Genomic DNA, 26,114 nt, shown 5'->3' with positions numbered 1-26,114 from the left:
GCACCCCCGATTCGTAATGTGCGACTCTTTTCCTTACGCCCGGCCGATGCCGGGCGTTTCGCTGGCGATGGGGAGTCGAGCGTGAAACCGGTGAAAGTGGGCATCTGTGGGCTGGGAACCGTCGGTGGCGGTACCTTCAACGTACTCAAGCGCAATGCCGAGGAAATCGCCCGTCGTGCCGGGCGTGGTATCGAGGTCGCGCAGATTGCCGCTCGTCGTCCCAACCCGAAGTGCCAGACCGCGGATACCCCCATTACCGCGGACATCTTCGAGGTGGCGAACAACCCGGAAATCGACATCGTCATCGAGCTGATCGGCGGCTACACCCTCGCGCGCGAGTTGGTGCTCAAGGCTATCGATAACGGCAAGCATGTCGTCACCGCGAACAAGGCGCTGATCGCTGTGCACGGTAACGAAATCTTCGCGCGCGCCCAGGAGAAGGGCGTGATCGTCGCCTTCGAGGCGGCGGTGGCCGGTGGCATTCCGGTGATCAAGGCGATCCGCGAAGGCCTGGCGGGTAACCGTATCGAGTGGCTGGCCGGGATCATCAACGGAACCGGCAACTTCATCCTCTCCGAGATGCGCGAGAAGGGCCGCGCCTTCGACGACGTGCTCAAGGAAGCCCAGGCGCTGGGCTACGCCGAGGCCGACCCGACCTTCGACGTGGAAGGCATCGACGCCGCGCACAAGCTGACCATCCTCGCCTCGATCGCCTTCGGCATCCCACTGCAGTTCGAACAGGCCTACACCGAGGGCATCACCCGGCTGACCACCGCGGACGTGAACTACGCCGAGGCGTTGGGTTACCGCATCAAGCACCTGGGCGTGGCGCGGGCCACCGACGCCGGTATCGAACTGCGCGTGCATCCGACGCTGATCCCGGAGGATCGCCTGATCGCTAACGTCAATGGCGTGATGAACGCGGTGATGGTGCATGGTGATGCCGTGGGCAGCACTCTTTATTACGGTGCCGGCGCCGGCATGGAGCCGACCGCTTCGGCGGTGGTGGCGGACGTGGTCGACCTGGTTCGCGCCCTGACCACCGATCCGCATAACCGCGTGCCGCACCTGGCCTTCCAGCCGGATGCCCTGTCCGATCTGCCGATCCTGCCGATCGGCGCCTGCGAGAGTGCTTACTATCTGCGTATCCAGGCCAAGGATCGTCCCGGCGTGCTGGCTCAGGTGGCTTCGGTGCTCTCCCAGCGTGGCATCAACATCGAGTCCATCATGCAGATGGAAGCCGAGGAACAGGACGGGCTGGTGCCGATGATTCTGCTGACCCACCGGGTCGTGGAGTCCGACATGGACGATGCCATCGCCGCCATCGAGTCGTTGGCCGACATTTCTGGCCAGGTCGTGCGCATCCGCGTCGAGCAGCTCAACTAATTTCCGCCGTCAGGCGCGTGCCCAGCGGCGCCCGGCCCCTGCAAAGGTTCGATCACATGCGTTACATCAGCACCCGGGGCCAGGCACCGGCCCTCAACTTCGAAGACGTCCTGCTCGCCGGGCTTGCCAGCGACGGTGGCCTCTACGTGCCGGAAAACCTGCCGCGCTTCAGCGTCGAGGAAATTGCCTCCTGGGCCGACCTGCCGTACCACGAGCTGGCCTTCCGGGTGATGCGCCCGTTCGTTGCCGGCTCCATCGCCGACGCCGATTTCAAGAAAATCCTCGAAGAAACCTACGGCGTATTCGCTCATAGCGCCGTAGCGCCGCTGCGCCAACTGAACGGCAACGAGTGGGTACTGGAGCTGTTCCACGGCCCGACCCTGGCGTTCAAGGACTTCGCTCTGCAATTGCTCGGTCGCCTGCTCGATCACGTACTGGCCAAGCGCGGCGAGCGCGTGGTGATCATGGGCGCCACTTCCGGCGACACCGGCTCGGCGGCCATCGAAGGCTGCAAGGCCTGCGATAACGTCGACATCTTCATCATGCACCCGCACAACCGTGTGTCCGAGGTGCAGCGCCGGCAGATGACCACCATTCGCGGTGAGAACATCCACAACATCGCCATCGAAGGCAACTTCGACGACTGCCAGGAGATGGTCAAGGCCAGCTTCGCCGATCAGGGCTTCCTCAAGGGCACCCGCCTGGTGGCCGTAAACTCGATCAACTGGGCGCGGATCATGGCCCAGATCGTCTACTACTTCCATGCCGCGTTGCAGCTCGGCGCGCCGGCCCGTTCAGTGGCCTTCTCGGTGCCCACCGGCAACTTCGGCGACATCTTCGCCGGCTACCTGGCGCGCAACATGGGCCTACCGATCAGTCAGCTGATCGTCGCCACCAACCGCAACGACATCCTGCACCGCTTCATGTCCGGCAACCGCTACGACAAGGACACCCTGCACGCGTCGCTGTCGCCGTCGATGGACATCATGGTGTCGTCCAACTTCGAGCGCCTGCTGTTCGACCTGCATGGCCGTAACGGCGCCGCGGTCGCTGCGCTGATGGCCGATTTCAAGGCCAGCGGCAAGCTTTCCGTCGAGGAGGACCGTTGGGCCGAGGCGCGCAAGCTGTTCGACTCCCTGGCGGTCGACGACGAAGCCACCTGCGCAACCATCGCCGAGGTCTTCGCGCAGACCGGCGAACTGCTCGATCCGCACACCGCCATCGGCGTGCGCGCCGCCCGCGATTGCCGCCGCAGCCTGGCCACGCCGATGGTCACCCTGGGCACCGCACATCCGGTGAAGTTCCCGGAGGCGGTGCGTCAGGCGGGTGTCGGTCGCGAACTGAGCCTGCCGGCGCACCTGGCGGACCTGTTCGAGCGCGAGGAGCGTTGCAGCGTGCTGCCCAACGACCTGCGCGTGGTCCAGGACTTCGTGGCCGCACGGGGCAATCGCGGCAAGCCTCTGTAAGCCACGACCGCCATGCAAAAGGCCCCCGCCGGGCGATCCGGCGGGGGCCTTCGTGCTTCTGCGGCGGGGATCAGCCGTTGCTGATCACTCGACGCGGCTGCACGGGTTTAGCGTCGTTGGAGATGGTGACCTCGACGCGGCGGTTCAGGGCACGGTCCGACGGGTTGCTGTTGCTCGCCACCGGATAACCTTCGCCCTGGCCGAGCGCGGTGATGCGCTGCGGGTCTACGCCCATGCGCACCAGCGCTGCCTTCACGGCGTCGGCGCGGCGCTGGGAGAGCTGCATGTTGTAGCTGTCCGAACCGACCGAGTCAGTGAAGCCTTCCACCAGCACCTTGCGCTCGGGCTCCTGCTGCAGGGCGTTGGCCAACTGCTGCACGTTCTGCATGCCGGTGGAGGTCAGCGAGGCGCTGTCGAAGGCGAACAACACGTCACCCAGGGTGATCACCGTGCCGCGCTCGGTCTGCTTCGGCTTGAGCTGCTCGAGCAGTCCGCTGATCTGCGATTCGCGGGCCTCCAGTTGCGCACGGGTGCGCTCCAGTTCGGCGCCCTTCAGGGTTTCCTCGGCCGTGCGCATGCGGATGGTCTGTTCGGCCACGGCCGCGCGCTGGCTGGCCAGGTAGGCGAGCTGGTCGACTTCGACGCGATCGGCATCGCCGTCGTAGGCTTTCTCCGCGCGGGAAAGCGCATCCACCGCGTCGCGGGTTTCCTTCTGAGCCATCGAGGTGGCCTGCGGATTGGCCTGCAACTGCTGGACGTCGGCGCGTGCCTGGTCGAGGTTCGGGTTGGGTTGGGTGGCGCAAGCTGCCAGCGCCAGGCTCAGCGCACAGAGCGCCGGGGTCATGATCGATTTACGCATTTTCTGGTTCCTTGTCCGGTTCGCTAGGGGGCGGCCTTACTGCACGATCAGGCTGCGCTTGCCTTCGTTGCGGATGTCCTCGATGGCTCGGCGCGAGTCCTCGGCGGCCTTTTCGGCCTTCGCGGCCTGGGCCTTGCGCTCGGCTACGCGGGCGTCCCACTGGGCCTGCTCGGCCAGGCGACGAGCCTCGTCATACTTCTCGTCATCGAGCAGCATCTGCGCGCGCTGCAATTTGTCGCGGGCCATCTGCAGCTCGGTCGGCGCGTACTGCTGGGCACCGGCGGACTCGGCGCTGGTGACTACCGCGTTGGCCACCGCGAACTGCTCGGTGGGCGGAGTCCCCGCGCAGCCGGCGAGCAGCAGTGCGCCGGATAGGCCGAGTGCGGCCAGCAGCGGTCGGCGCGCGGTAGCCAGGCGGGTAGGGGATGACTTCATCTGTGCCTCCATAGTCTCTTCTCCTCAAGGGTCGATGATGGCGATGTCATAATTTCCGACTGGCGGGGTTCGCCGATTGTTCCAACGAATTCTCCGGGGAGCGTTCGGCGAGGGTTTCGGCGTCCAGTCGCTCGCGATGCGCACGGGCCAGCGCAAGGTAATGGGGCGTGGGGCCGGCATCCTCGTAGATCGGGTCGCCGAGCTCATCCACGCCAACCTGCGCGCCGGGGACGTAAGGCAGGTTCTGCTCGAACTCCTCGAGCGCCGCCGCCACCAGTTCGGCGAGCAGCACCGCGGTGCCGCGCTGTGGATACATGTCAGCCAGCGCAGCCAGGCGCGCTGCGGCATCCACATCCAGTTCGAGGGGGTAGGCGTAGCGTTTGCCGAGGGGCGCGCTCTGGCTTTCCCATTGCTCGACCAGCTCGCGAATCTTCATGCTCGGATCTCCTTCTGATGCGGTGGAGTGCTTGAAAGGCCGGGGGTGGCTGGGCACTCTGTCCGAAACTTTCGATCTCAGGCTCTAGGGTCTGTTCCCGTTTCATTCGAGAACCGCGTTGTCGCCAAAAAGGGGATTGCAACATGGCTGAAATCGATCCGCGCCTGCGCGAGGACGTGCATCGCCTGGGCGAGCTGCTCGGCGAAACCATCCGCGAGCATCTGGGCGAGACCTTCCTCGACACCATCGAACGTATCCGTACCGGTGCGAAGGACGGCCGCCGCGGCGCCGAGCAGGGCGCGCGACAGCTGCGCGAAACCCTCGATGGTCTCGCCGAGCACGAACTGCTGCCGGTAACCCGCGCCTTCAACCAGTTTCTCAACCTCGCCAACATCGCCGAGCAGTACCACCGGGTACGCCGGCGTGGGCCTGACGAGGTGGCGCCGGGCAGCGAGGTCTCGCTGGCCGAGCTGCTGCCGCGCCTGCTCGCTGGCGGACAGTCCCGCGAGGCGCTGGCACGCCAGGTCGCCCGGCTGGAGATCGAGCTGGTGCTCACGGCGCATCCCACCGAGGTGGCACGGCGCACGCTGATCCAGAAGTACGACGGCATCGCCGCGCAACTGGCCGCACAGGACCACGATGACCTCAGCCTCGCCGAGCGCGAGCAGATCACCACGCGCCTGCGCCGATTGATCGCCGAAGCCTGGTACACCGAAGAGATCCGTCGCAGCCGACCAACACCGGTGGACGAGGCCAAATGGGGCTTCGCGGTCATCGAGCACTCGCTGTGGCACGCCGTGCCGCGCTTCATGCGCAGTGTCGACGGAGCCCTGCAGCAGGCCTGTGGGCTGCACTTGCCGCTGGACGCCGCGCCGATTCGCTTCGCCTCCTGGATGGGCGGTGACCGTGACGGCAATCCCAATGTCACCGCGGCGATTTCCCGTGAGGTGCTGCTGCTGGCGCGCTGGATGGCGGCGGACCTGTACCTGCGCGAGGTGGACCAACTGGCCGCGGACCTGTCGATGCAGGCCGCCAGCGACGAACTGCGGGCGCGGGTGGGCGATAGCGCCGAGCCCTACCGCGCCCTGCTCAAGGGTCTGCGCGAGCGCCTGCGGAAGACCCGCGAGTGGAGCGAACAGGCGCTGCAGGGATCGACCGAGGCCGCGCCCGCGGCAGTACTCTGCGATAACCGCGACCTTCGCGAGCCGCTGCTGCTCTGCTATCACTCGCTACATGCCTGCGGCATGGGGGTGATCGCCGATGGGCCGTTGCTCGACCTGTTGCGCCGGGCGACCGTCTTCGGCCTGTTTCTCGTCCGCCTCGATCTGCGCCAGGATGCCGCGCGCCACACGGCTGCCCTGAGCGAGATCACCGACTATCTCGGCCTGGGTCGCTATGCGGACTGGGATGAAGCGCAGCGTTGCGAATTCCTCCAGCGCGAGCTGGACGGCCGCCGGCCGCTGTTGCCCCGCGACTACCGTCCTTCGGCGGATACCGCCGAGGTCCTCGCCACCTGCGAGGTCGCCGCCCAGGCGCCGCAGGCGTCGCTGGGTTCCTACGTGATCTCCATGGCCGGCGCCGCCTCCGATGTGCTCGCGGTCCAGTTGCTGCTCAAGGAAGCGGGGCGCCGCACGCCGCTGCGCGTGGTACCGCTGTTCGAGACTCTCGACGATCTGCAGCGTGCCGGCCCGGTGATCGACGCGTTGCTCGCACTGCCGGGCTACCGCGCGCGCCTGCCGGGCTTGCAGGAAGTGATGATCGGTTATTCCGACTCGGCCAAGGACGCGGGTACCACCGCGGCGGCTTGGGCCCAGTACCGGGCCCAGGAATCGCTGGTCGACGTGTGTCGCGCACACGGCGTCGAGTTGCTGCTGTTCCACGGCCGTGGCGGTACCGTGGGACGCGGCGGCGGACCGGCGCATGCGGCGATTCTGTCGCAGCCGCCGGGCTCGGTGGCCGGTCGCTTCCGTATTACCGAGCAGGGCGAGATGATCCGCTTCAAGTTCGGCCTGCCGGACATCGCCGTGCAGAACCTCGAGCTGTACCTGGCCGCGGTGCTGGAGGCGACGCTATCGCCACCGCCGGCGCCCGAGCCCGCCTGGCGCGAGGTGATGCAGCGACTCGCCGAGGATGGCGTGGCTGGCTATCGCGAGGTGGTGCGCGAGCATCCACAGTTCGTCGACTACTTCGCCCAGGCGACGCCGGAGGGTGAACTGGGACGCCTGCCACTGGGCAGTCGTCCGGCGAAGCGTCGGGCCGGTGGAGTGGAGAGCCTGCGGGCTATCCCATGGATCTTCGCCTGGACGCAGACGCGCCTGATGCTGCCCGCCTGGCTCGGCTGGGAGCGGGCGCTGGAGGGCGCGCTGGCGCGCCAGGAAGGGGAGCTGCTCAAGCACATGCGCGAGCACTGGCCATTCTTCCGCACGCGTATCGACATGCTCGAAATGGTTCTGAGCAAGGCGGACGTGGAGATCGCCAAGGCCTACGACGAGCGGCTGGTCGAGCCCGCGCTAGCACCATTGGGGGAGGCGCTGCGTGACCGATTGTCGCGGGCCGAGCAGGCGGTGCTGGACCTCACCGGGCACGCTCGGTTGCTCGCCGACAGCCCGGAGACCCTGGAGTCGATCAGCGTGCGCAATACCTATCTGGACCCGTTGCACCTGCTGCAGATAGAGCTGTTGGCGCGCACCCGCGATGCCGGATCGGAGGTCAACGCCGAGCTCGAACAAGCGCTATTGGTGAGCGTGGCGGGCATCGCGGCGGGGTTGCGCAATACCGGTTGAGCGGCGCGTGGATGCGACTTTCGCCGGCTTGTGCCGCCCCGGTGCGCTGTGTATCTTGGGCAGCCTTTTGCGTTGATCGACCCTTGGCCGGTGCTCGGGGGGCAGCGAAGCGATTCGCGGCCGGCCCGCTGTGGTCTGTCCACGTACTACCTATAAAATTCGAGGTATTAACGATGCGCGTGATCCTGCTGGGGGCACCCGGTGCCGGCAAAGGCACCCAGGCTCGCTTCATCACCGAGAAGTTCGGTATCCCGCAGATTTCCACCGGCGACATGCTGCGCGCAGCGGTCAAGGCCGGCAGCGAGCTTGGCCTGCAGGCCAAGAGCGTGATGGAAAGCGGTGGCTTGGTCTCCGATGACCTGATCATCAACCTGGTCAAGGAGCGCATCGCTCAGCCCGACTGCGCCAACGGTTTCCTGTTCGATGGCTTCCCGCGCACCATTCCCCAGGCCGAAGCGCTGAAGGAGGCCGGTGTGCCGATCGACCACGTGGTGGAGATCGCCGTCGACGACGAGGAAATCGTCAGTCGCATCGCTGGCCGTCGCGTGCATCCGGCATCGGGTCGCGTCTATCACGTCGAGCACAATCCGCCCAAGGTCGCCGGTGTCGATGATCTGACCGGCGAGGAACTGATCCAGCGCGAGGACGACAAGGAGGAGACCGTGCGTCACCGCCTGGCCGTCTATCATTCGCAGACCAAGCCGCTGGTCGATTTCTACGGCAAGCTGGCCGCCGTCGAGGGCACGCCGAAATATTCCCGCGTCGAAGGCATTGGCTCGGTCGACGAGATCACCGCGAAGGTGCTCGCCGCGTTGAGTTGAACGTGTCTCGCTCGGCTGCGAAGGCCCGCCTCGGCGGGCCTTCGTTGTTTTCGGGCATCGGTGTAACCCCTGCGCGGCTGGCATAATGACCCGCAACCCGGTTTAATGCCGGCCCTCTGATTGCTTTCGCACACGCTCCCATGACAACCCTGCTGGCCCTCGATACCGCCACCGAAGCCTGTTCCGTTGCGCTGTTGCACGACGGTCGGGTGCTCAGCCACTACGAGGTGATTCCGCGTCTGCATGCGCAGCGCCTGTTGCCGATGATCCAGCAACTGCTGGACGAGGCGGGCATCGCGGCCTCGTCCCTGGACGCCATCGCCTTCGGACGTGGCCCTGGGGCGTTCACCGGTGTGCGGATCGCCATCGGCGTGGTGCAGGGGCTGGCGTTTTCCCTGCAGCGTCCGGTACTGCCGATCTCGGATCTGGCGGTGCTTGCCCAGCGTGCCCATCGGGAGCAGGGCGTGACACAGGTCGCCGCCGCCATCGACGCGCGCATGGATGAGGTCTATTGGGGTTGCTTCGCCTGGCAGGACGGTGAGATGGGTGCCCTGGGGGCGGAGGCGGTGCTGCCGCCGGAGGCCGTCGGTCTGCCTGCAGGCGCCAGCGGCGAGTGGTTCGGTGCCGGCACTGGCTGGGGCTATGGCGAGCGCCTGGCGGTTCGCTTGGCGGCCTGCGACGCCGGCCTGCTGCCGCATGCCGAGGACCTGCTGAGCCTGGCGCAGGGCGCCTGGCGTCGAGGCGAGGCGGTGGATGCCGAGCAGGCGCAGCCGGTCTATCTGCGGGATAACGTCGCCACGCCGAAAGCGCGTTGAACGAAGCTGTGGCTTAGCGCCACTACTGTCCGTCGCCTGAACGGCGCCTAGCCCCGCAAGCTGCCGATCGGCAATTGCACGGGATGACGGGCTTGATTAAAGTGGCGCGGTCACCGAGGAACCCGTATGCGCATTGACGGATTCAACATCTACACCCAGGATCGGCCCAGCCGACCCAGTACGGCTGTCACGCCCTATCGCGAGGTTCAACGCGAGGACGAGCTGAGCGAGGGTGCGGATGGCATCGCCACCAGCCAGGGGCTGGAGCGCGGGGCGCAGACCCGTCAGGTTGCCGATGGCAACAGCCTGCGGGTGTACGATGAGGCTAACCTGCCGCAGGCCGCCTACATGGCGCAGAGCTACCAGCAGCCAATGAACTCGCGCGCCGCCCAGGCGCTGGCCAGCTATGGCACGACTGCAGACATGGCCCGCTCTCAGAGCGCAGAGCAGATCCTCGGTCTGGACTTCTACGCCTGATTCCTCGTTTGCTACCTTATTTTCTCGGTTGCCCCTCCTGGAACGAGCCCGCCTGGCGGTCCGATCTCTACCCGAGCGACCTTGCGCCGAGCCAGACCCTGGGCGCCTACGTCGAGACCTTCAATGCGGTCGAGGGCAATACCACTTTCTACGCCTGGCCGAGCCCGGCCACGGTGCAGCGCTGGGCCCAGGTGATGCCCGCCGAGTTTCGTTTCTGCGCCAAGTTGCCGCGAGAGGTCAGCCATGGCGGTGATCTGCGCGAGCAACTCGAGCTCGCCGAGCGTTTTCGCCAGCACCTGGCGCCCCTGGGCGAGCGGGTGACGCCGGCCTGGCTGCAGCTTCCGGCGAGTTTTTCACCGGCGCGGCTGGCCGAGTTGGCGGCGTTCATCGACGGTTACGGAGCACCTTTGGCGATCGAGGTGCGGCATCCGGCGTTCTTCGCCCGTGGCGACGAGGAGCGAGCGCTCAATCGGCTGCTGCAGGCGCGGGGTATCGAGCGTATCTGTCTGGACTCGCGAGCGCTCTTCAGTTGTCGCGAAACGACCCCTGCGGTACTCCACGCCCAGTCCAAGAAGCCACGCTTGCCGCCGCGCCCCACGGCGTTCAGCGGTTCGCCCCAACTGCGTTTCATCGGGCATCCCGAGCTTGCCGCCAACCTGCCGTTCCTGGCGCCCTGGTTGGACAAGTTCGCGGACTGGATCGAGGCGGGGCTGCGGCCTTATGCGTTTCTGCATACGCCGGACAATCACTTGGCGGCGCGTCTGGCTCGTGAGTTTCACCAGGCCTTGCAGTTGCGCCTGCCGGGCCTGGGCGAACTGCATTGGCCGGAACCGCAGACCCAGGAGCAGATCAGACTGCTGTAGGGGCCTGATCCGCGGAGCACCATGTGCGCAGTCTGTTACTGTTTTTTCTACTGATCGCGCTGCTGGTGCTGAGCGTGCAGCGTCAGTGGTTGCGCCCCCCATCGTCGTGGAATCCCTGGGCTCCACTGGATGTGCGTGAGACGCCGAACTGGGTCACTCCGCTCAAGCTGCTGCGTGCCCAGCAGGACCCGGCGCTCTGCCGCCAGGCGCTGGATACGGCGCAACTGAGCTACATCACCCTGGCGGACCGGCCGACGGGGAGCTGCCCACTTTACGATCAGGTGCGGATACAGCGTACGCCCGCGGGACTGGTTACCCCGCTGGGCATGAGCTGTCCGCTGGCGCTTGCCTATGCGCTGTTCGAACACCACGGTTTGCAGCCGGCGGCGCACGCGGTGTTTGGCCGCTCTGTGGAGCGTGTCGAGCACTTCGGCAGCTTCGCCTGCCGCAATATTGCCGGTAGCTCCCGGCGTAGCCAGCACGCCAGCGCCAACGCGCTGGACCTGGCCGCCTTCAGGCTCGAGGGCGGTCGACGCATCACGGTCGCTGCGGATTGGTCCGGCAGCGACCCGGACGCGCGCTTCCTACGCGAGGTGCATGACGCCGCCTGCCGCTTCTTCCATGTCACCCTCGGACCCGACTACAACGCTGCGCATCACGACCACTTCCATGTAGATATGGGGCTCGCGCGCACCTGTCGCTAGCCGGACTAGAGCTTGCGGTGTTCCGCCTGCAACTTGTAGAAGGTCGCCTTGCCGCCCTCGCTGGTATAGCCGGTGTTGTCCTGCACGTAGACGCCAGCCTTGAAGTACATGCTGTCCTCCTTCCAGGCCGGATCGATGCGCGTGCTCCACTGGCTGCCGCCGGCATTCACGCTCAGGGTGCCGCTGGGCGTGAGGTGAATGCTGTAGGTGAAGCGCTGACCCAGCGGCACGTTCTCCGCGACCACGCTCGCGACTGCGTCGTGATCCGGGTGCTGGCGCACCAATGCTTCGATGCGCCCGACGTTGTCCTTGAGCCGGTACTGCAGCTTGATCATCGGGTTTTCATCCCCGTAGGTATGGATCTGGCCGATCACCACCTTGCCGGTCGAGGGCACCTGCTGCACCGTCAGTGCGGCACGCAGGTAGTTGTCGGTCTCCGTGTAGCGCCAGTTGCGCAGCGTTCCGTCACTGAAGGTCTCGCGCAGTTCGCTGCGTGGGTACTTGCTGTTCTTCGTCGTACCACCGGTAACGGGTGCCCAGAAGGTAACGCCCGTATCGGTGGCCTTGAAGTAGGGTGTGCTATAGGACGCGGCGAGACGACTGGTCTCGACGACCGTGGCGGGGCTGCCCTCCGGCACGGTGAGGTTCCAGGTTGAGAGATCAATCATGTCTGGGGCCTTCTCTAGCAGAGTTCACCTTCTATTTGAAACTGCTCTAGGTCGGTGTTTCCAGCGCATCGTCAGGCGATAGTTCAGCGTTCGTTCAGCCTTTTCCCTCGGTAGCCAGCGTCCTGCGCGAGCTTCAGCGAAGCGAGCGGTGACTTATCCACTGGGTGCCAATTGACGAACGGTGGCGGTGTATCGGACCGATTCCGCCAGCGGCCCGGGTCCGTCGTCTGGCAGAATGCCGCTCTTTTGACGAGGCGAATGCACGTGGCACCTATCAAGGTGAGGCTCGACTGTCTGGATCCGTCGCTGAGCGAGCGCGCTCGCGCGTTGGCGGCGGCGCTGGATCTTGCGGATGACGGCGAAGCGGAACTGGCGCTGCAACTGGCCACCGATGGCCTCTCGTTGCGTGAGCTGGGGCCCGGCGCGCCGGGACCGATACGGGTCGACTTCGTCGAGGGCGCGCAGGCGCATCGACGCCTCTATGGCGGCGGTAGCGGACAGATGATCGCCAAGGCGGTCGGTATCGCGCCGAGCGTGCGGCCGTCGGTGCTGGACGCCACGGCGGGTTTGGGGCGCGATGCCTTCGTGCTGGCCAGCCTGGGTTGCGAAGTGACCCTGATCGAGCGGCAGCCACTGGTGGCGGCGTTGCTCGCCGATGGCCTGGAGCGGGCGGCGCAGGAGCTCGAGGTCGCCGCTATCGCGGCGCGGATGCGCCTGCTGCGGGGCGATGCGATTGCCCTGATGAGCACCTGGGGGCTGCCGGCGCCTCAGGTCGTGCACCTGGACCCGATGTTCCCGCACCGTGACAAGAGCGCCTTGGTGAAAAAAGAGATGCGCCTGTTCCGCCCGCTGGTGGGCGACGATGACGACGCGCCGGCGCTCCTGGAGGCGGCGCTTGCGCTGGCCAGTCATCGCGTCGTGGTCAAGCGTCCGCGCAAAGCGCCGCCGATCGCCGGCCGCACGCCCGGCTATGCCCTCGAGGGCAAGTCCAGCCGCTACGATATCTACCCGTTGCGCAGTCTCAAGAGCAGTTGAACTCAGCGTGCATAGGCGCGCAGGAACAGCTGCACAACGTCCTGCAGATGAGCCTCGCGCGCAGTTTCGTCGTCTTCGTCCGCACAGCCGATCAGCCGTCGGAAATGCGCGACGCCCTCGATTAGGCAAAAGAAATGTCCCGCAGCGCGCGCAGGTTCCTCCACCCGTAGCGCGCCATTCGCCTGCGCCCGCTCCAGCAGGCGGGCCATGACCTGTAGCAGGCGTCGTGGCCCGGCCTCGAAGAAGCGTTGGCTCAGGCATGGCTCCTGCGTCGCGCACGCTATCATCAGACGGTGCAACGCCAGCGACTCGGGGCTGGCGATCAGTGTGTCGAAGGCGCGAGCCACGGCGAGCAACGCCTGGCCGATGGGAACGCCGGCCGGTAACTCGAACAGCGGGGGTGGCAGCAGTTCTTCGCAACGGGCCTCGATGGCGGCGGCGAACAGCGTTTCCTTGTCGGTGAAGTGGCTGTAGAGGGTCAATTTGGAGACGCCGGCGCTGTGCGCCAGGCGCTCCATGCTGCAGCCGTCGTAGCCGTGCTGGATGAACAGCGCCTTGGCGGCATCGAGGATGGCCTGGCGCTTGGCAGGATCCTTGGGGCGACCCGGCCTTGGGGTGGCGTTTTCTCGGTGGGTGCTCACGGGAATTGCTGGACTCACTGGTTCGCTATTTTTACTATGCCGATCAGTATAAGAAGTCCGGCTCTCCGCGCGAAGGTTTCCGACGATGTCCAGAAGCTCCTGCCCGTTGTCTCTGCTGCTCGCCAGTCTTCTGCTGGTGGGCTGCGACGAAGCTCCCCAGTCCACGCCCCAAACGCAGCCGGTCATGGTGGTGCATCCGCAGCCGTTGGCGGAGCGCGAGCAGAGCTATCCGGGCGAGGTGCGGGCACGGGTAGAGGTCGATCTGGCGTTTCGCATCGCGGGCAAGGTCACTCGACGGGAAGTGGAGGTCGGTGCCCGTGTCGAGCGCAGCCAGTTGCTGGCGCAGCTCGATCCACAGGACGTGCGCCTGCAACTCGACGCCGCGCAGGCCCAGGTCAACGCCGCGCAGGCGGACATGGAGCTGGCGCGCGCCGAACGTGAGCGTTACGCCAAACTGCGTGAGCGGCAGATGGTCAGCCAGTCGCAGTTCGATTCCGCGGACACCCGTTACCGCGCCGCGCAATCCCAGTTGAAGCAACTGCGCGCGCAGCTGGACGTGGCGAGCAACCAGGCCGACTACGCCGAGCTGCGCGCACCGCAGCCCGGCATCATCGCCGCTCGCCAGGTGGAGGTCGGGCAGGTGGTGGCGGCGGGGCAGAGCGTCTTTACCCTGGCGGTCGATGGTGAGCGCGAAGTGGCCTTCGATATCCCCGAGCAGGCTTTCGGCCGTTTCGCCGTAGACCAGCAGGTGCAGATCGAGCTGTGGTCACAGCCCGACCAGCGTTTCGCCGGGCACATCCGTGAGTTGTCGCCTTCCGCCGATCCCGCGACGCGTACCTATCGGGCCCTGGTGGCGTTCGATGAGGCCGCGCCGGCGCAGCTCGGACAAAGCGCGCGGGTACTGATCGCCCATCAGGGACAGGCTCTCGGGGTGCCGCTGGCCGCGTTGAGCGCCGAGGAAGGCGAGCCCTACGTGATGCTCCTGGGTTCCGATGGCCATCTACAGCGCCGCGCGGTACGCGCGGGCGCCTACGGGCGCGAACAGGTGGCGATCCTCGACGGCCTCGACGAGGACGACTGGGTGGTTGCGGCCGGATTGCAATTGCTGCGTGATGGCCAGGCGGTGCGCGCGGTGGATCGCCAGAATCGTCCGGTCGAGCGGGAGTAGCCGGCATGGGCTTCAACCTCTCCGCCTGGGCGCTGCGCAACCGCCAGATCGTCCTCTATCTCATGTTGCTGTTGGCCGTGGTGGGCACCCTGTCGTACACCCGCCTGGGCCAGAGCGAGGATCCGCCCTTCACGTTCAAGGCGATGGTCATTGCCGTGCGCTGGCCCGGCGCGAGCGCCGAGGAGGTCTCGCGACAGGTGACCGAGCGCATCGAGAAGAAGCTGATGGAGACCGGCGACTACGAACGCATCGTGTCTTTCGCACGCCCTGGCGAGTCGCAGACCATCTTCATGGCGCGGGACTCGATGCACAGCTCGGAGATTCCGCAGCTGTGGTACCAGATTCGCAAGAAGATCGGCGATATCCGGCAAACCCTGCCGCAGGACATCCAGGGGCCGTTCTTCAACGACGAGTTCGGCACCACCTTCGGCAACATCTACGCGCTGCACGGCGAGGACTTCGACTACGCGCTGCTCAAGGACTACGCCGATCGCCTGCAGCTGCAATTGCAGCGGGTACCGGACGTAGGCAAGGTGGAGTTGATCGGCCTGCAGGACGAGAAGATCTGGGTCGAGCTTTCCAACCTCAAGCTGGCGACCCTGGGGGTCCCGCTGGAGGCCGTGCAGCAGGCGTTGCAGGCGCAGAACGCGGTGGCCGATACCGGGTTCTTCGAAACACCGGACGAGCGTGTGCGGCTGCGTGTCAGCGGGCGCTTCACGTCGGTACAGGACATCCGTGACTTCCCGATACGGGCCAACGGCCGCAGCTTCCGTCTGGGCGATGTGGCCGAGGTCCATCGTGGCTTCGCCGATCCCGCGCAGCCGCGTATGCGCTTCATGGGGCACGATGCGTTGGGCATCGCCGTCTCGATGAAGCCTGGCGGCGACATCCTGCGCCTCGGCAAGGCGCTGGAGCGCGAATTCACCCGCATGCAGCAGGAGCTGCCGGCGGGCATGTACCTGGACAAGGTTTCCGATCAGCCTGCGGCGGTGCGCGATGGCGTCGGCGAGTTCGTCCAAGTACTCGCCGAGGCGGTGATCATCGTGTTGCTGGTGAGCTTCTTCTCGCTGGGCGTGCGCACCGGGTTGGTGGTGGCGCTGTCGATCCCGCTGGTGCTGGCGATGACCTTCACCGCCATGTACTACCTGGACATCGGCCTGCACAAGATTTCCCTCGGTGCGCTGGTGCTGGCGCTGGGGCTGCTGGTGGACGACGCGATCATTGCGGTGGAGATGATGGCGATCAAGATGGAGCAGGGCCTGGACCGCTTCAAGGCGGCCAGCTTCGCCTGGACCAGCACGGCTTTCCCGATGCTCACAGGTACCCTGATCACCGCCGCGGGCTTCCTGCCGATCGCTACTGCGCAATCGAGTACCGGCGAGTACACCCGCTCGCTGTTCGAGGTGGTCACCCTGGCCTTGCTGCTGTCCTGGGTCGCGGCGGTGACCTTCGTACCCTACCTGGGCGCGCGTCTGCTGCCTGATCCGAAGCCGAGCGCGAGCCACGCCCCCCACGATCCCTACGGCAGCGCCTTCTACCAGCGCCTGCGACGTGTGCTCGACCGCTGCCTGCGCTGGCGCAAGACGGTGATCCTGGCGACCCTGCTGCTCTTCGTCGGGGCGCTGGTACTGTTTCGCTTCGTTCCGCAGCAGTTCTTCCCGGCGTCCGGACGCCTGGAGTTGATGGTGGACCTCAAACTTGCCGAGGGGGCCTCGCTGGAGGCGACCCAGGCCCAGGCGGAGCGCCTGGAGAAATTGCTCGCCGAGCGCGACGACGTGGTCAACTACGTAGCCTACGTGGGCACCGGTTCCCCGCGCTTCTACCTGCCGCTGGACCAGCAGTTGGCCGCGACCAGTTTTGCCCAGCTCGTGGTGTTGACGCGTGACGTCGAGGACCGTGAGCGCTTGCGCAAGTGGCTGATCGAGACGCTGCACACCCAGTTCCCGACCGTGCGTACGCGGGTTTCGCGGCTGGAGAACGGGCCACCGGTGGGCTATCCGATCCAGTACCGCATCTCCGGCGAAGACATTCCCACGGTGCGTGCGCTGGCGCGAAAGGTGGCGGAGAAGGTGCGTGATAACCCGCACCTGGTCAACGTGCACCTGGACTGGGAGGAACCGAGCAAGGTCGTGCGGCTGAACGTCGATCAGGAGCGCGCCCGGGCACTGGGCGTGAGCTCGGCGGATCTCGCCAACTTCCTGCGCAATACCCTTACCGGTTCCACGGTGAGTTTCTATCGCGAGGATGACGAGCTGATCGAAATTCTCCTGCGCAGCGGTGAGCGCGAACGCAGCGAGCTGGGTGCCTTGCCGCAGTTGACCTTGCCCAGCAGTAACGGCGGGCGTGTCTCGGTGGCCCAGGTGGCGACCCTGGAGTACGGCTTCGAGGAAGGGGTGATCTGGCATCGCGAGCGTCTGCCCACGGTCACCGTGCGCGGCGACATCTACGATGACCTGCAGCCGGCGACCCTGGTGGCGCAGATCGACCCGAGCCTGAACGACATCCGCGCCGAGCTACCGCCGGGCTACCTGCTCAAGGTCGGTGGCACGGTGGAGGATTCCGCGCGGGGACAGAAGTCGGTGAATGCCGGACTGCCGCTGTTCGTGGTGGTGGTGCTGAGCCTGCTGATGATGCAGCTGCGCAGCCTGTCGCGCTCGCTGATGGTGTTCCTCACCGCGCCCCTGGGGCTGATCGGCGTGACCCTGTTCCTGTTGCTGTTCCACCAGCCGTTCGGCTTCGTGGCGATGCTGGGTACCATCGCCCTGGCGGGGATGATCATGCGTAACTCGGTGATCCTGGTGGACCAGATCGAGCAGGACGTGGCCTCCGGGTTGGATCGCTGGAACGCGATCATCGAGTCCTGCGTACGACGTTTCCGGCCCATCGTGCTGACCGCGCTGACGGCGGTGCTGGCGATGATTCCGCTGTCGCGCAGCCTGTTCTTCGGGCCGATGGCGGTGGCGATCATGGGCGGCCTGATCGTCGCCACGGCGTTGACCCTGCTGTTCCTGCCGGCGCTCTACGCGGCCTGGTTCCGGGTGAGAAAACCGGACTAGGACGGGCCGCGTAGGTAGAGCAGCGTAGCGACGATACCCATGGTGGCGGCTTAGCTACTCCGACTTCCAGACGACGCCGAAGCGCCCCGTTGGTCCGGGTGAACGGAATCGTCGCGTAGGGGGTTGAGCGGCCAGGACGGCCGCGAAAGCCGCGAAGGGGCAGGACGCCCCTTGGCGGCGACCCCCGGAGCGGCGATGGAGTGAACGAACCCCGACTGCGTAGCGGGCGGGGCCGGATCATAGGGGCAGGAGTTTTGGCTACTTTTGTGGCGGCCGGCTAGACATCAAAAGTAGCTCGCCCAGGAGGGCGAAATAGGGCGTTCCGGGAGAAGGCCGGCAACCGTCCTTTGGCACCGAAGGCCCGGAGCACCTGCGCTAATCCTGAGCCGCTGCCGCTGCCGCTGCCGCTGCCGCTGCCGCTGCCGCTGCCGCTGCCGCTGGTGTTTGCGGTTTTGGGCTTGGGAGTAGGAGCGTCGCGCTTTCCACGGTTGGGATTACAGATTTCGCCTTGCACGGCGAGTCACTTTCTCTTGCGTGCCCAAGAGAAAGTAACCAAAGAGAAGGGCACCCCACCATCCGGCCCCAGCCGCTGCGCGGCTGGGGTTCCCTCGCTCCGGCGCTGCTCCGGGGGCCGGCCCGTACGGTCCCTCCCTGGACCGCACAGGCCTCTCGCCGCCGTCCTGGCGGCTCACTCCCTGTAGTGGTCTACTAACCCCGGACACCTTTTTAGGCGAAGATGATCGCCAGACAGAGGTGTTTGATGAGCAGACCAAGACGTACCTTCACCCCCGAGTTCAAACATGAGGCAGCCTGCCTAGTACTCGATCAGGGCTACAGCTGTGCCGAGGCAGCCCGATCGCTTGATGTGGGCGAAACGGCACTCAGGCGCTGGGTGAGTCAGTTGCAACAGGAGCGTGGCGGTATTACCCCGACAGCCAAGGCTCTCACGGCTGAGCAGCAAACCATTCAGCAGCTCCAGGCGCGTATTAACCGGCTGGAGCTTGAGAAGAAAATCTTAAAGGAGGCTACTGCGCTCTTGATGGCCGAGGAACACGGGCGCAGACGTTGAGTTCGATTCGGCGGCTGGCCGCACGCTATCCGGTACATCTGCTGTGCTCGGTGTTTGAGCTCCCTCGATCCTGCTATTACGCCCACCAGGCCCGTCGCCGTCACATCGATGTCCGGCAGGTAGGTTTGCGTAGTCGCATCCATGAACTGTTCAGCCAAAGCCGTCGTTCGGCGGGTAGCCGCAGCATCGTGGCCATGTTGAAGGACGAAGGCACGGAAGTGGGCCGTTTCAAGGTTCGAGGCGTGATGAAAGCGCTGGGATTGATCAGCAAGCAGCCCGGTGTTCACGTCTATAATCGCGCCAACGTTGAGCGCCCCGACATTCCCAATCGTCTTGCACGCCAATTCACCGTTGAAGCGCCCAACCGCGTCTGGTGCGGCGATATCACCTACATCTGGACACAGGGACGATGGCATTACCTAGCGGTCGTGATGGATTTGTACAGCCGCCGAGCCGTGGGTTGGGCACTTTCGGAGAAGCCAGACGCCGAACTGGTGATCAAGGCACTCGACAAGGCCTATGCCGTGCGTGGACGGCCAAGTGGCGTGCTGTTTCATAGCGACCAAGGTAGCCAATACGCTAGCCGCAGCTTCCGCCAGCGCCTATGGCGCTATCGCATGACACAGAGCATGAGTCGCCGCGGAAACTGCCACGACAACGCACCGATGGAGCGACTGTTTCGCAGCTTGAAAACCGAGTGGGTACCTGCAACGGGGTACCTGAACCAGGCCATGGCTGAGCAGGATATTGGCCGTTACCTCACGCGCTACAACTGGATCAGACCGCATCAACACAACGGCTTTGTGCCGCCTGCGGTTGCAGAGGAACAACTCAATTCTGTGTCCGGGAATTGTTGACCACTACACCCAGGAGGGCGAAACAGGGAGTTCCGGAGAACCGTCCTTTGGCACCGAAGGCCTGGTGCACTGGGGTCGCGGAGCATCTCGGGAGGCGTGCCCACGCAGGCGCGTGGGCACGATCAAAAATGGGCCACGGATAAGCACCGTACTGCCGGTGAGGCTCCGTAGGATGGGTTGAGCGCAGCGATACCCATCGTGGCGGAGTGATGGGTATCGCTGCGCTCAACCTACGCGGCCCGACCCATCCTACTACCGGAGCTGGTAGACGGCGCCGAAGCGCCCCGTTGGTCCGGGTGAACGGAATCTACCGCTTGCAACCGTATGCCTGGACTAACGACGTTCTAGAGCAGCCCGAAAATCCGCTTGGCCAGGCTGCTGGCCGCCGCCGCCGGGTTCTCGCGGATTGTCTTTTCCTGCTCGGCAATGACCTCGAACAGCCCATCCATGGCCTGCTCGGTCACATAGCTTTCGATGCTGGTGTTCTTCGCGTCGAGGGCGCCAAAGCTGGCGGCCTTGCTGGCGAAGGCGTTGTATTGCTGGGCCAGGCCAACCTGGTCGGTGGCTTGTTTGACGATCGGTAGGAAGCGCGCGCGGATCTTCTCGCGGCTGGTCTTCTCCAGATAACGCGTGCCGGCGTCCTCGCCGCCCGTGAGCAGGCCCTTGGCGTCACTCACGGTCATCTGTTTCACCGCGTCCACCAGCAGCTCCTGGGCTTGAGGCACGGCCGCTTCCGCGGCGCGGTTCATACCGTCTTCCAGTGCCTGAACCTGGCTGCCCATGCCGAAGCTCTTGAGCAGCTTGGCGGCCTTGCCCAGGTTGCCTGGCAGCTCGATGCGCAGTTGCGGGTCGTTGGCGAAGCCGCCCTGGGTACCGAGTTGCTGCACGGCGACGCGCGCGCCCTGGGCGAGGGCGTCCTTCAGCGCACTGCCGGCATCGGCATTGCTCAGTTGGGCGAGGCTGGCGGCCTGCGCGAGCGGCAGGGTCAGCAGGAGGGTGGCGCCGAGCAGGAGTTGGCGAATCATGGGGTTTCCTCATTGCCCTTGGGGGCGGCGGTTTCTTCGTCGGGACGGTCGAGCGTCACCTGGCGGATCGACAGACGGATCTCGGCGGGCAGCACGCGCTTAGCGGCACCCTCGGCCAGCTCGCCGAGCAACGGATGATGGCTGAGCGTAGCGTCTTCTGCGCGGCGCAGCACACCTTCGTCGAGCAAGGTCTGGATGAAGTGGCGGAACAGTGTCTTGTCGAAGAACTCCGGGGCATTGAGCCCATGCAGGATCGACAGACGCTGGGCCATGACCGTGCAGAGGTTTTCCAGCGATTCGGCGGTCAGCGCGTTCTGCGGATGGTCGAGGATCAGGCCGATCGCCATGTAGAAGCGCTGCAGGGTCTGCCCGATGGCGCGCGACAGCAGGGTCAGCAGGACGAACTGCCGCGAGCTGGGCGCGGAGCGCACGAAGCTGTCGCCGTCCTGGCGCAGCAGACCCTGCTCGACGAAGGCCGCCAGCCAGGCGTCGATCACCGGCTCCAGTTCGTCCGGCGCATAGCGAATGAACAGCTCCGCGCGCAGGTACGGATAGAGCGCCTTGGTGTAGCGCAGGATCTGCTCGCGGCTGTTGCGCGAGCCGCTCTGGAAGAAGCTCGCCAGCAAGGCGGGCAGGGCGAACACGTGCAGTACGTTGTTGCGATAGTAGGTCATCAACACCGCGTTCTGTTCGTCGAGGTAGAGGATGCGGCCCAGGGCATCCTTCTGCTCGGCGATCAGCTGCATGTGCCGGGCGTGCTCGATCAGTGCCTGACCGTCACCCTCGGGCAGCGTGGTGTGTGGCGAGTAGGGCACCTGGCGCAGCAGCGCCAGGTACATGTCGAGGATGCGCGCCAGGGCGCGCTCGTCCAGCGCCAGGCGCGGTGTGGAGAGCATCGCCAGTGCGACCAGGTTGATCGGGTTGATCGCCGCTGCCTCGTTGATGTGCTGGGCGATGCGTTCGGCCAGGCGGTTGGTGGCGTCGGCCAGCCATGGCGGGCGGAAGTCGGGGGCGTCGTTGTCCTGGCGCCAACCGGGATGCTGGCCGTCGAGGAACGCAGAGAGCTGGATCGGCTCCCCGAAGTTGACCGCCACCGTACCGAAGCGCTGTTTCAGCGCGCCGATGACCTTGAACACGTCGAAGATGGATTCCTTCTTCTTCTCCGCGCCACGCAGTTCGCCCAGGTAGGTGCGTCCTTCGAGTACGCGCTCGTAGCCGACGTAGACCGGCACGAAAACGATCGGCAGACGTTGCGAGCGCAGGTAGCTGCGCAGGGTGATAGCGAGCATGCCCGTGCGTGGGCGCAGGGTGCGGCCGGTGCGCGAACGTCCTCCCTCGACGAAGTACTCGACCGGAAAGCCCTTGCTGAACAGGCTGTGCAGGTACTCGTTGAACACGGCGGTGTACAACGGGTTGCCCTTGAAGGTGCGGCGCATGAAAAAGGCGCCGCCGCGCCGCAGCAGGCCGCCGATCACCGGCATGTTGAGGTTGATGCCGGCGGCGATGTGCGGCGGAGTCAGTCCGTTGCGGAACAGCAGGTAGGACAGCAACAGGTAGTCGATGTGGCTGCGATGGCAGGGCACGTAGATCACTTCGTGGCCCTGGGCGACCTCCTGGACCTGCTCCAGGTGGTTGACCTTGATGCCGTCGTAGATCTTGTTCCAGAACCAGGACAGCACCAGCTCGAGGAAGCGGATCACCGTATAGGTATAGTCCGAGGCGATCTCGTTGCCGTAGCGCAGCGCCTGGGCTTCCGCGCGTTCGAGGGAGACCTTCTCCTGCGCCGCGTGGGCGGCGATCGCCTCGCGTACCTGGGGCGCCACCACCAGGCCCTTGACCAGGTTGCGTCGGTGCGACACGTCCGGGCCGATGACGGCGCTTTTCTGGTTGCGGAAGTGCACGCGCAATACCCGTTGCGCCATGCGCAGGGTGCGCTCGTGCCCCTTGCCCTGGTCGACCATCTCCCTCAGGTGGATGGGGGAGGCGAACTGTACGCGGGTCTTGCGGCCCAGGGTGAGGATGGTCACCAGTCGCCGTAGTCGTCCGGTGACGGCCCAACTGTCGGCGAACAGCAGCTTCCAGGCGCTGGTCTCGCGATCCGGCGACTGCCCCCAGAAAACGCTCACCGGAACGATCTGCACGTCGTCCACGCCCTGCTGCTCGATGTCGCTGATCAGGCGCGTCAGCACCGGCGAGGGCGCGCTGCGCAGGCGACGTCCGTTCCACGCGGCTGCCGGAGCCAGGTAGAAGTAGGCTGCAGCTTCCAGGCGCTCGCCCAGGGCGACCGGCAGTACCGGGCGCGGCAGGCCGACCTTGCTGCATTCGCGGTCGAGCACCGCCAGGTCCGACCAGGCTGGCTTCTGGAGTACGTAGAAGACGGGACGGCCGCGGTCGAGCTTCAGATCGACCGAGGACTGATTGATGGTTTCCGAGCGGACCCAGAGATAGAGCAGGCGGCGTACGGCACCGAACAGCAGGCGGCGAAGCGGAGAGCGGGTCATGGATGGCTGGAGCGCTACAAGAAGGAGGCCCTAGTGTGCCGTATCGTCGGGGCTCCGGCAAAACACGGGCGGCGCTTGCCAGAGGGGCGTCAGGGCGGAGGCGGGTTCAGATATGGTGCACGTGGGATAGTCCTGCGCAGGTCAGGACTGGCAGCGTAACGGCGGTAACGCCAAGGCCTGAAAGTGTTCCCCAAATACCCCTTCGAAAGGGCTGGAAGCCACGGCTGGCGCGGCTCTGGCGGTGTCACAAAAAATTGCTTTGCAGCTCCGGACGTTCCTTTATACTCCGAAAACGACCCTTCTTGAGGCGCTGCTTTCCCCGCTGTTTCACGCTTTTTCGCAGCATTGGGGCAGAGAAGTACGTTTCTTGCTTGTGTCGTCAGGTCCCGCTGGAAGAATGGGACGTTCTAACAATTTAGCAAGCTGGAGAGTGTGGTAATGGCTGAACGTGAGTTCGGAACCGTGAAGTGGTTCAATGACGCCAAGGGCTATGGGTTCATTCAACGTGATAGCGGTCCGGACGTTTTCGTTCACTACCGCGCCATCCGCGGTGAAGGGCATCGGTCCCTGATCGAAGGCCAGAAGGTCGAGTTCTCGGTGATCCAGGGCCAGAAGGGCCTGCAAGCCGAAGACGTCTCCCGCCTCTAGAGCGGTCCAGCGGAAGCCTGAGGCAGAAAGCCGCTAAGGCTTTCTTCTCAGGTCTCCGTTCTCCAGACGATTTCCGTCTCTCCCTGGGCATCGACCCTGATCCAGCGGTCCGCGTCCTGTTCGCCTTCTTCTTCCTGCCAGCCACCCGGTGCGCAGCGAATCTCTACCCCCAGTGCCGCATAGGCCGACCGTGCGCAGGCGATGTCGTCCGCCCAGGGCGTGGCGTCGCTGTCCAGGTAGAGACTGTGCCATTTGCCCACGGCGTGTGGCAGCCAGGTCAGGGCAATACCGTCCGCTTCGTTCTTGAACGTCCGCCCCTTGGCGCGCCATTCGCCGCAGGGGCCGAGCTGCGCCTCCAGCCAGGCGCTGACGGCCGGTAGCTCAGCGTCCTTGAGGTAGATTTCGATATCCGGTTGGCGCATGGGGTGGGGCCTCAGAGTCGTTCGATCAGATCGTAGCGCATCGATACACGGACCACTAACGGACTGTCGATGACGGCGTTGCGGCGTTCGGCGTTGGCGCGCCAGCCATGGGGCGTCATCGCCAGCAGGTCGGCGCGCGCTTCGGGCTGTTGCAGGTCGAGGAGGAATTCCACCCGGCCACTGTCGGCCAGGCGCATCCCGCTGGGGATATGCGCCAGATGTTTCTCGTCGTCGTAAGGGCGCACCTCGTCGTAGAGGCGTTCGCGCAATTCGATCAGGTGGTCGCGAGTCGGCCCGAGGCGCAGCAGATGCCCGGCGGGTGCGAGCAGGCGCAGGGTTTCCTGCCAGTCCAGCGGGCTGAAGACCGAGAGTGCCAGGTCGCAGCTGGCATCCGCGAGGGGAATGCGTGCCATGCTGGCGACCATCCAGGTCAGTTGCGGGGCGAGTCGGCAGGCGCGCCGCACTGCCTCGCGCGAGATATCCAGAGCATAGCCCTCGGCATCCGGCAGGGCCGTCGCGACGCGGGCGCTGTAGTAACCCTCGCCGCAGCCGATGTCCAGCCAGCGGTGGGGCTGGCAGCGTCCTGCCAGCTCGGCCAGGTGCTCGGCCGCAGGGGCGTAGTAACCGGCGGCGAGAAAGCGACGACGAGCCTCGACCATCGCGGCGTTGTCGCCCGGATCGCGGCTCTTCTTGTGCTGCACCGGCAGCAGGTTCAGGTAGCCCTGGCGGGCGCGGTCGAAACGGTGTCCGGCACTGCAGGCCACACCGCCGTCGGTAGTGGCCAGGGGGGCCTGGCAAAGCGGGCAGATCAGCATGTCAGGCGAGCAACTCGACCAGGGTGCGGTAGTAGACCTCGGTGAGCAGTTCCAGGTCGCTGGCCAGCACGCGTTCGTCGACCTGGTGGATAGTCGCGTTCACCGGGCCGAGCTCGACCACCTGGGTGCCGAGGGTGGCGATGAAGCGTCCGTCGGAGGTGCCGCCACTCGTCGAGGGCGTGGTCTGGTTGCCGGTTACCGCGGCGATCGAGCGGCTGACGGCGTCGAGCAGCGCACCCGGTTCGGTGAGGAACGGCAGGCCGGACAGCGCCCAATCGACGTCCCACTCCAGTCCGTGCCGGTCGAGGATCTCCTTGACCCGGGCCTTCAGTGTCTCGGGCGTCGACTCGGTGGAGAAGCGGAAGTTGAAGCTGGCGTGCAGTTCGCCCGGGATCACGTTGGTCGCCCCAGTGCCGGACTGAATGTTGGAGACCTGGAAGCTGGTCGGTGGGAAGAACGCATTGCCATCGTCCCAGTGCGCGGCGGCCAGTTCGGCGAGTGCCGGCGCGGCGAGATGGATCGGATTCTTCGCCAGGTGTGGATAGGCCACGTGGCCCTGCTTGCCGCGAATGCGCAGCTCGCCACCCAGAGAGCCGCGACGGCCGTTCTTCACCACGTCACCCAGGCTGCTGGTGCTGGAGGGCTCGCCGACGATGCACCAGTCCAGGCGCTCGCCGCGCTGGCGCAGGCGCTCGACCACGGCACGGGTACCATGCTGTGCCGGGCCTTCCTCGTCACTGGTGATGAGGAAGGCGATAGCGCCCTTGTGCGCCGGGTGATCGACGGCGAAACGCTCCACCGCGACGATCATCGCCGCCAGGCTGCCTTTCATGTCCGCAGCGCCGCGTCCCAGCAGCATCCCTTGCTCGTCGATACGCGGCTCGAAGGGCGGCTGCTGCCAGGCCTGCTCTGGGCCACTGGGTACCACGTCGGTATGTCCGGCAAAGCAGAGCACCGGGCCTTCGCCGCCACGGTGCGCCCAGAAGTTCTGTACGTTCTCGATGTCCATCGGCTCCAGCGCGAAGCCGGCAGCCTGCAGACGCTGCATCATCAGCGCCTGGCAGCCGGCGTCATCGGGAGTTACCGAGCGACGGCGGATCAACTCGCAGGCGAGCTCGAGGGTGGGGGAGAGCGCAGGCATGACGTTTATGGTTCTTTCGACAG

Annotated in this window: 23 protein-coding genes; 13 read left to right on the top strand and 10 right to left on the bottom strand. The window is 65.7% G+C overall.

Annotated elements, in window-relative coordinates:
* Positions 1 to 81 precede the first annotated feature (81 nt).
* Together ACYRGX_RS20615 and thrC are read left to right on the top strand one after the other, a co-directional pair.
* The gene (locus tag ACYRGX_RS20615) at positions 82 to 1,386 is read left to right on the top strand and encodes a homoserine dehydrogenase (protein WP_473054286.1); all 1,305 of its coding nucleotides are present in this window, start codon (positions 82 to 84) and stop codon (positions 1,384 to 1,386) included.
* Positions 1,387 to 1,442: 56 nt separating this feature from the next.
* Positions 1,443 to 2,852, top strand: a complete 1,410-nt coding sequence (gene thrC / locus ACYRGX_RS20610; protein ID WP_473054285.1) for a threonine synthase — start codon at positions 1,443 to 1,445, stop codon at positions 2,850 to 2,852.
* 70 nt (positions 2,853 to 2,922) lie between these two features.
* Here thrC and ACYRGX_RS20605 read toward each other — a convergent pair whose 3' ends face one another.
* From ACYRGX_RS20605 to ACYRGX_RS20595, 3 genes are read right to left on the bottom strand one after another with little or no spacing between them, the layout of a single operon-like run.
* A complete protein-coding gene (locus ACYRGX_RS20605; protein ID WP_473054284.1) occupies positions 2,923 to 3,711 on the bottom strand; it encodes an OmpA family protein in 789 nt (262 codons plus the stop codon).
* Between the two features lie 36 nt (positions 3,712 to 3,747).
* Complete coding sequence (locus ACYRGX_RS20600; protein ID WP_473054283.1) at positions 3,748 to 4,146, bottom strand: DUF4398 domain-containing protein; 399 nt, start codon at positions 4,144 to 4,146, stop codon at positions 3,748 to 3,750.
* Positions 4,147 to 4,192: 46 nt separating this feature from the next.
* Positions 4,193 to 4,582 carry a pilin assembly protein gene (locus ACYRGX_RS20595; RefSeq protein WP_473054282.1) on the bottom strand — a complete coding sequence of 130 codons (390 nt, stop codon included), beginning with the start codon at positions 4,580 to 4,582 and terminating at the stop codon, positions 4,193 to 4,195.
* Positions 4,583 to 4,725: 143 nt separating this feature from the next.
* Here ACYRGX_RS20595 and ppc point away from each other — a divergent pair, with 143 nt between their 5' ends.
* The 6 genes from ppc to ACYRGX_RS20565 all read left to right on the top strand — a co-directional run bounded on the left by ppc (position 4,726) and on the right by ACYRGX_RS20565 (position 11,045).
* Entirely contained in the window at positions 4,726 to 7,365 is a 2,640-nt protein-coding gene (gene ppc / locus ACYRGX_RS20590) for a phosphoenolpyruvate carboxylase (RefSeq protein WP_473054281.1), read from the top strand.
* Positions 7,366 to 7,538: 173 nt separating this feature from the next.
* Entirely contained in the window at positions 7,539 to 8,186 is a 648-nt protein-coding gene (gene adk, locus ACYRGX_RS20585) for an adenylate kinase (RefSeq protein ID WP_473054280.1), read from the top strand.
* 140 nt (positions 8,187 to 8,326) lie between these two features.
* A complete protein-coding gene (tsaB, locus tag ACYRGX_RS20580) occupies positions 8,327 to 9,001 on the top strand; it encodes a tRNA (adenosine(37)-N6)-threonylcarbamoyltransferase complex dimerization subunit type 1 TsaB (RefSeq protein WP_473054279.1) in 675 nt (224 codons plus the stop codon).
* Between the two features lie 126 nt (positions 9,002 to 9,127).
* Positions 9,128 to 9,478, top strand: a complete 351-nt coding sequence (locus ACYRGX_RS20575) for a hypothetical protein (protein WP_473054278.1) — start codon at positions 9,128 to 9,130, stop codon at positions 9,476 to 9,478.
* 8 nt (positions 9,479 to 9,486) lie between these two features.
* On the top strand, positions 9,487 to 10,341 hold the full coding sequence (locus ACYRGX_RS20570) for a DUF72 domain-containing protein (RefSeq protein ID WP_473054277.1): 855 nt from the start codon (positions 9,487 to 9,489) through the stop codon (positions 10,339 to 10,341).
* Positions 10,342 to 10,364: 23 nt separating this feature from the next.
* Positions 10,365 to 11,045 carry an extensin-like domain-containing protein gene (locus ACYRGX_RS20565; protein ID WP_473054276.1) on the top strand — a complete coding sequence of 227 codons (681 nt, stop codon included), beginning with the start codon at positions 10,365 to 10,367 and terminating at the stop codon, positions 11,043 to 11,045.
* A 5-nt stretch (positions 11,046 to 11,050) separates the two neighbouring features.
* On the opposite strand, the gene ACYRGX_RS20560 is transcribed toward ACYRGX_RS20565, so the two are convergent.
* Positions 11,051 to 11,713, bottom strand: coding sequence for a polysaccharide lyase family 7 protein (locus ACYRGX_RS20560; protein WP_473054275.1), 663 nt, complete (start codon positions 11,711 to 11,713; stop codon positions 11,051 to 11,053).
* Between the two features lie 258 nt (positions 11,714 to 11,971).
* Between ACYRGX_RS20560 and ACYRGX_RS20555 the strand changes: the two genes are divergently transcribed.
* Positions 11,972 to 12,748, top strand: a complete 777-nt coding sequence (locus ACYRGX_RS20555) for a class I SAM-dependent methyltransferase (RefSeq protein WP_473054274.1) — start codon at positions 11,972 to 11,974, stop codon at positions 12,746 to 12,748.
* Positions 12,749 to 12,750: 2 nt separating this feature from the next.
* Here ACYRGX_RS20555 and ACYRGX_RS20550 read toward each other — a convergent pair whose 3' ends face one another.
* The gene (locus tag ACYRGX_RS20550; protein ID WP_473054273.1) at positions 12,751 to 13,389 is read right to left on the bottom strand and encodes a TetR/AcrR family transcriptional regulator; all 639 of its coding nucleotides are present in this window, start codon (positions 13,387 to 13,389) and stop codon (positions 12,751 to 12,753) included.
* A gap of 85 nt (positions 13,390 to 13,474) precedes the next feature.
* On the opposite strand from ACYRGX_RS20550, the gene ACYRGX_RS20545 reads away from it, so the two are divergent.
* The 3 genes from ACYRGX_RS20545 (at position 13,475) to ACYRGX_RS20535 (ending at position 19,539) form a co-directional block, all read left to right on the top strand.
* A complete protein-coding gene (locus ACYRGX_RS20545) occupies positions 13,475 to 14,557 on the top strand; it encodes an efflux RND transporter periplasmic adaptor subunit (protein ID WP_473054272.1) in 1,083 nt (360 codons plus the stop codon).
* Positions 14,558 to 14,562: 5 nt separating this feature from the next.
* Positions 14,563 to 17,613: an efflux RND transporter permease subunit gene (locus tag ACYRGX_RS20540; protein ID WP_473054271.1), complete on the top strand. Its 3,051-nt coding sequence runs from the start codon at positions 14,563 to 14,565 to the stop codon at positions 17,611 to 17,613.
* A gap of 760 nt (positions 17,614 to 18,373) precedes the next feature.
* A protein-coding gene (locus ACYRGX_RS20535; RefSeq protein ID WP_473053467.1) for an IS3 family transposase occupies positions 18,374 to 19,539 on the top strand; the annotation gives its coding sequence in 2 pieces (ribosomal slippage) (positions 18,374 to 18,635 and positions 18,635 to 19,539; 1,167 coding nt in all).
* Positions 19,540 to 19,883: 344 nt separating this feature from the next.
* On the opposite strand, the gene ACYRGX_RS20530 is transcribed toward ACYRGX_RS20535, so the two are convergent.
* Positions 19,884 to 20,564, bottom strand: coding sequence for a DUF4197 domain-containing protein (locus ACYRGX_RS20530; protein ID WP_473054270.1), 681 nt, complete (start codon positions 20,562 to 20,564; stop codon positions 19,884 to 19,886).
* Positions 20,561 to 23,065 (bottom strand): glycerol-3-phosphate 1-O-acyltransferase PlsB, encoded by a 2,505-nt coding sequence (plsB, locus tag ACYRGX_RS20525; protein WP_473054269.1) that lies wholly within the window; start codon positions 23,063 to 23,065, stop codon positions 20,561 to 20,563. The genes ACYRGX_RS20530 and plsB overlap by 4 nt, the downstream gene beginning before the upstream one ends.
* Positions 23,066 to 23,503: 438 nt before the next feature.
* Here plsB and ACYRGX_RS20520 point away from each other — a divergent pair, with 438 nt between their 5' ends.
* Complete coding sequence (locus tag ACYRGX_RS20520) at positions 23,504 to 23,713, top strand: cold-shock protein (protein ID WP_473054268.1); 210 nt, start codon at positions 23,504 to 23,506, stop codon at positions 23,711 to 23,713.
* A 47-nt stretch (positions 23,714 to 23,760) separates the two neighbouring features.
* Here ACYRGX_RS20520 and ACYRGX_RS20515 read toward each other — a convergent pair whose 3' ends face one another.
* From ACYRGX_RS20515 to dapE, 3 genes are read right to left on the bottom strand one after another with little or no spacing between them, the layout of a single operon-like run.
* Complete coding sequence (locus tag ACYRGX_RS20515) at positions 23,761 to 24,135, bottom strand: hypothetical protein (RefSeq protein ID WP_473054267.1); 375 nt, start codon at positions 24,133 to 24,135, stop codon at positions 23,761 to 23,763.
* A gap of 11 nt (positions 24,136 to 24,146) precedes the next feature.
* Positions 24,147 to 24,950, bottom strand: a complete 804-nt coding sequence (locus ACYRGX_RS20510) for a putative RNA methyltransferase (protein ID WP_473054266.1) — start codon at positions 24,948 to 24,950, stop codon at positions 24,147 to 24,149.
* A gap of 1 nt (position 24,951) precedes the next feature.
* Complete coding sequence (gene dapE / locus ACYRGX_RS20505; RefSeq protein WP_473054265.1) at positions 24,952 to 26,091, bottom strand: succinyl-diaminopimelate desuccinylase; 1,140 nt, start codon at positions 26,089 to 26,091, stop codon at positions 24,952 to 24,954.
* Positions 26,092 to 26,114 lie beyond the last annotated feature (23 nt).

The organism is Pseudomonas sp. R4-15 (genome assembly GCF_055768815.1).
The sequence above is the reverse complement of the archived record's forward strand: the minus strand, read 5'-3'. Positions and strand labels throughout refer to the sequence as shown.

Bases quoted from the DNA above. Each gene is read 5' to 3' on its own strand.
- thrC (WP_473054285.1), top strand. From the start codon at position 1,443: ATGCGTTACATCAGCACCCGGGGCCAGGCACCGGCCCTCAACTTCGAA.
- ACYRGX_RS20605 (WP_473054284.1), bottom strand. From the start codon at position 3,711: ATGCGTAAATCGATCATGACCCCGGCGCTCTGTGCGCTGAGCCTGGCG.
- ACYRGX_RS20600 (WP_473054283.1), bottom strand. From the start codon at position 4,146: ATGAAGTCATCCCCTACCCGCCTGGCTACCGCGCGCCGACCGCTGCTG.
- ACYRGX_RS20595 (WP_473054282.1), bottom strand. From the start codon at position 4,582: ATGAAGATTCGCGAGCTGGTCGAGCAATGGGAAAGCCAGAGCGCGCCC.
- ppc (WP_473054281.1), top strand. From the start codon at position 4,726: ATGGCTGAAATCGATCCGCGCCTGCGCGAGGACGTGCATCGCCTGGGC.
- adk (WP_473054280.1), top strand. From the start codon at position 7,539: ATGCGCGTGATCCTGCTGGGGGCACCCGGTGCCGGCAAAGGCACCCAG.
- tsaB (WP_473054279.1), top strand. From the start codon at position 8,327: ATGACAACCCTGCTGGCCCTCGATACCGCCACCGAAGCCTGTTCCGTT.
- ACYRGX_RS20575 (WP_473054278.1), top strand. From the start codon at position 9,128: ATGCGCATTGACGGATTCAACATCTACACCCAGGATCGGCCCAGCCGA.
- ACYRGX_RS20560 (WP_473054275.1), bottom strand. From the start codon at position 11,713: ATGATTGATCTCTCAACCTGGAACCTCACCGTGCCGGAGGGCAGCCCC.
- ACYRGX_RS20555 (WP_473054274.1), top strand. From the start codon at position 11,972: ATGCACGTGGCACCTATCAAGGTGAGGCTCGACTGTCTGGATCCGTCG.
- ACYRGX_RS20545 (WP_473054272.1), top strand. From the start codon at position 13,475: ATGTCCAGAAGCTCCTGCCCGTTGTCTCTGCTGCTCGCCAGTCTTCTG.
- ACYRGX_RS20540 (WP_473054271.1), top strand. From the start codon at position 14,563: ATGGGCTTCAACCTCTCCGCCTGGGCGCTGCGCAACCGCCAGATCGTC.
- ACYRGX_RS20530 (WP_473054270.1), bottom strand. From the start codon at position 20,564: ATGATTCGCCAACTCCTGCTCGGCGCCACCCTCCTGCTGACCCTGCCG.
- plsB (WP_473054269.1), bottom strand. From the start codon at position 23,065: ATGACCCGCTCTCCGCTTCGCCGCCTGCTGTTCGGTGCCGTACGCCGC.
- ACYRGX_RS20520 (WP_473054268.1), top strand. From the start codon at position 23,504: ATGGCTGAACGTGAGTTCGGAACCGTGAAGTGGTTCAATGACGCCAAG.
- ACYRGX_RS20515 (WP_473054267.1), bottom strand. From the start codon at position 24,135: ATGCGCCAACCGGATATCGAAATCTACCTCAAGGACGCTGAGCTACCG.
- ACYRGX_RS20510 (WP_473054266.1), bottom strand. From the start codon at position 24,950: ATGCTGATCTGCCCGCTTTGCCAGGCCCCCCTGGCCACTACCGACGGC.
- dapE (WP_473054265.1), bottom strand. From the start codon at position 26,091: ATGCCTGCGCTCTCCCCCACCCTCGAGCTCGCCTGCGAGTTGATCCGC.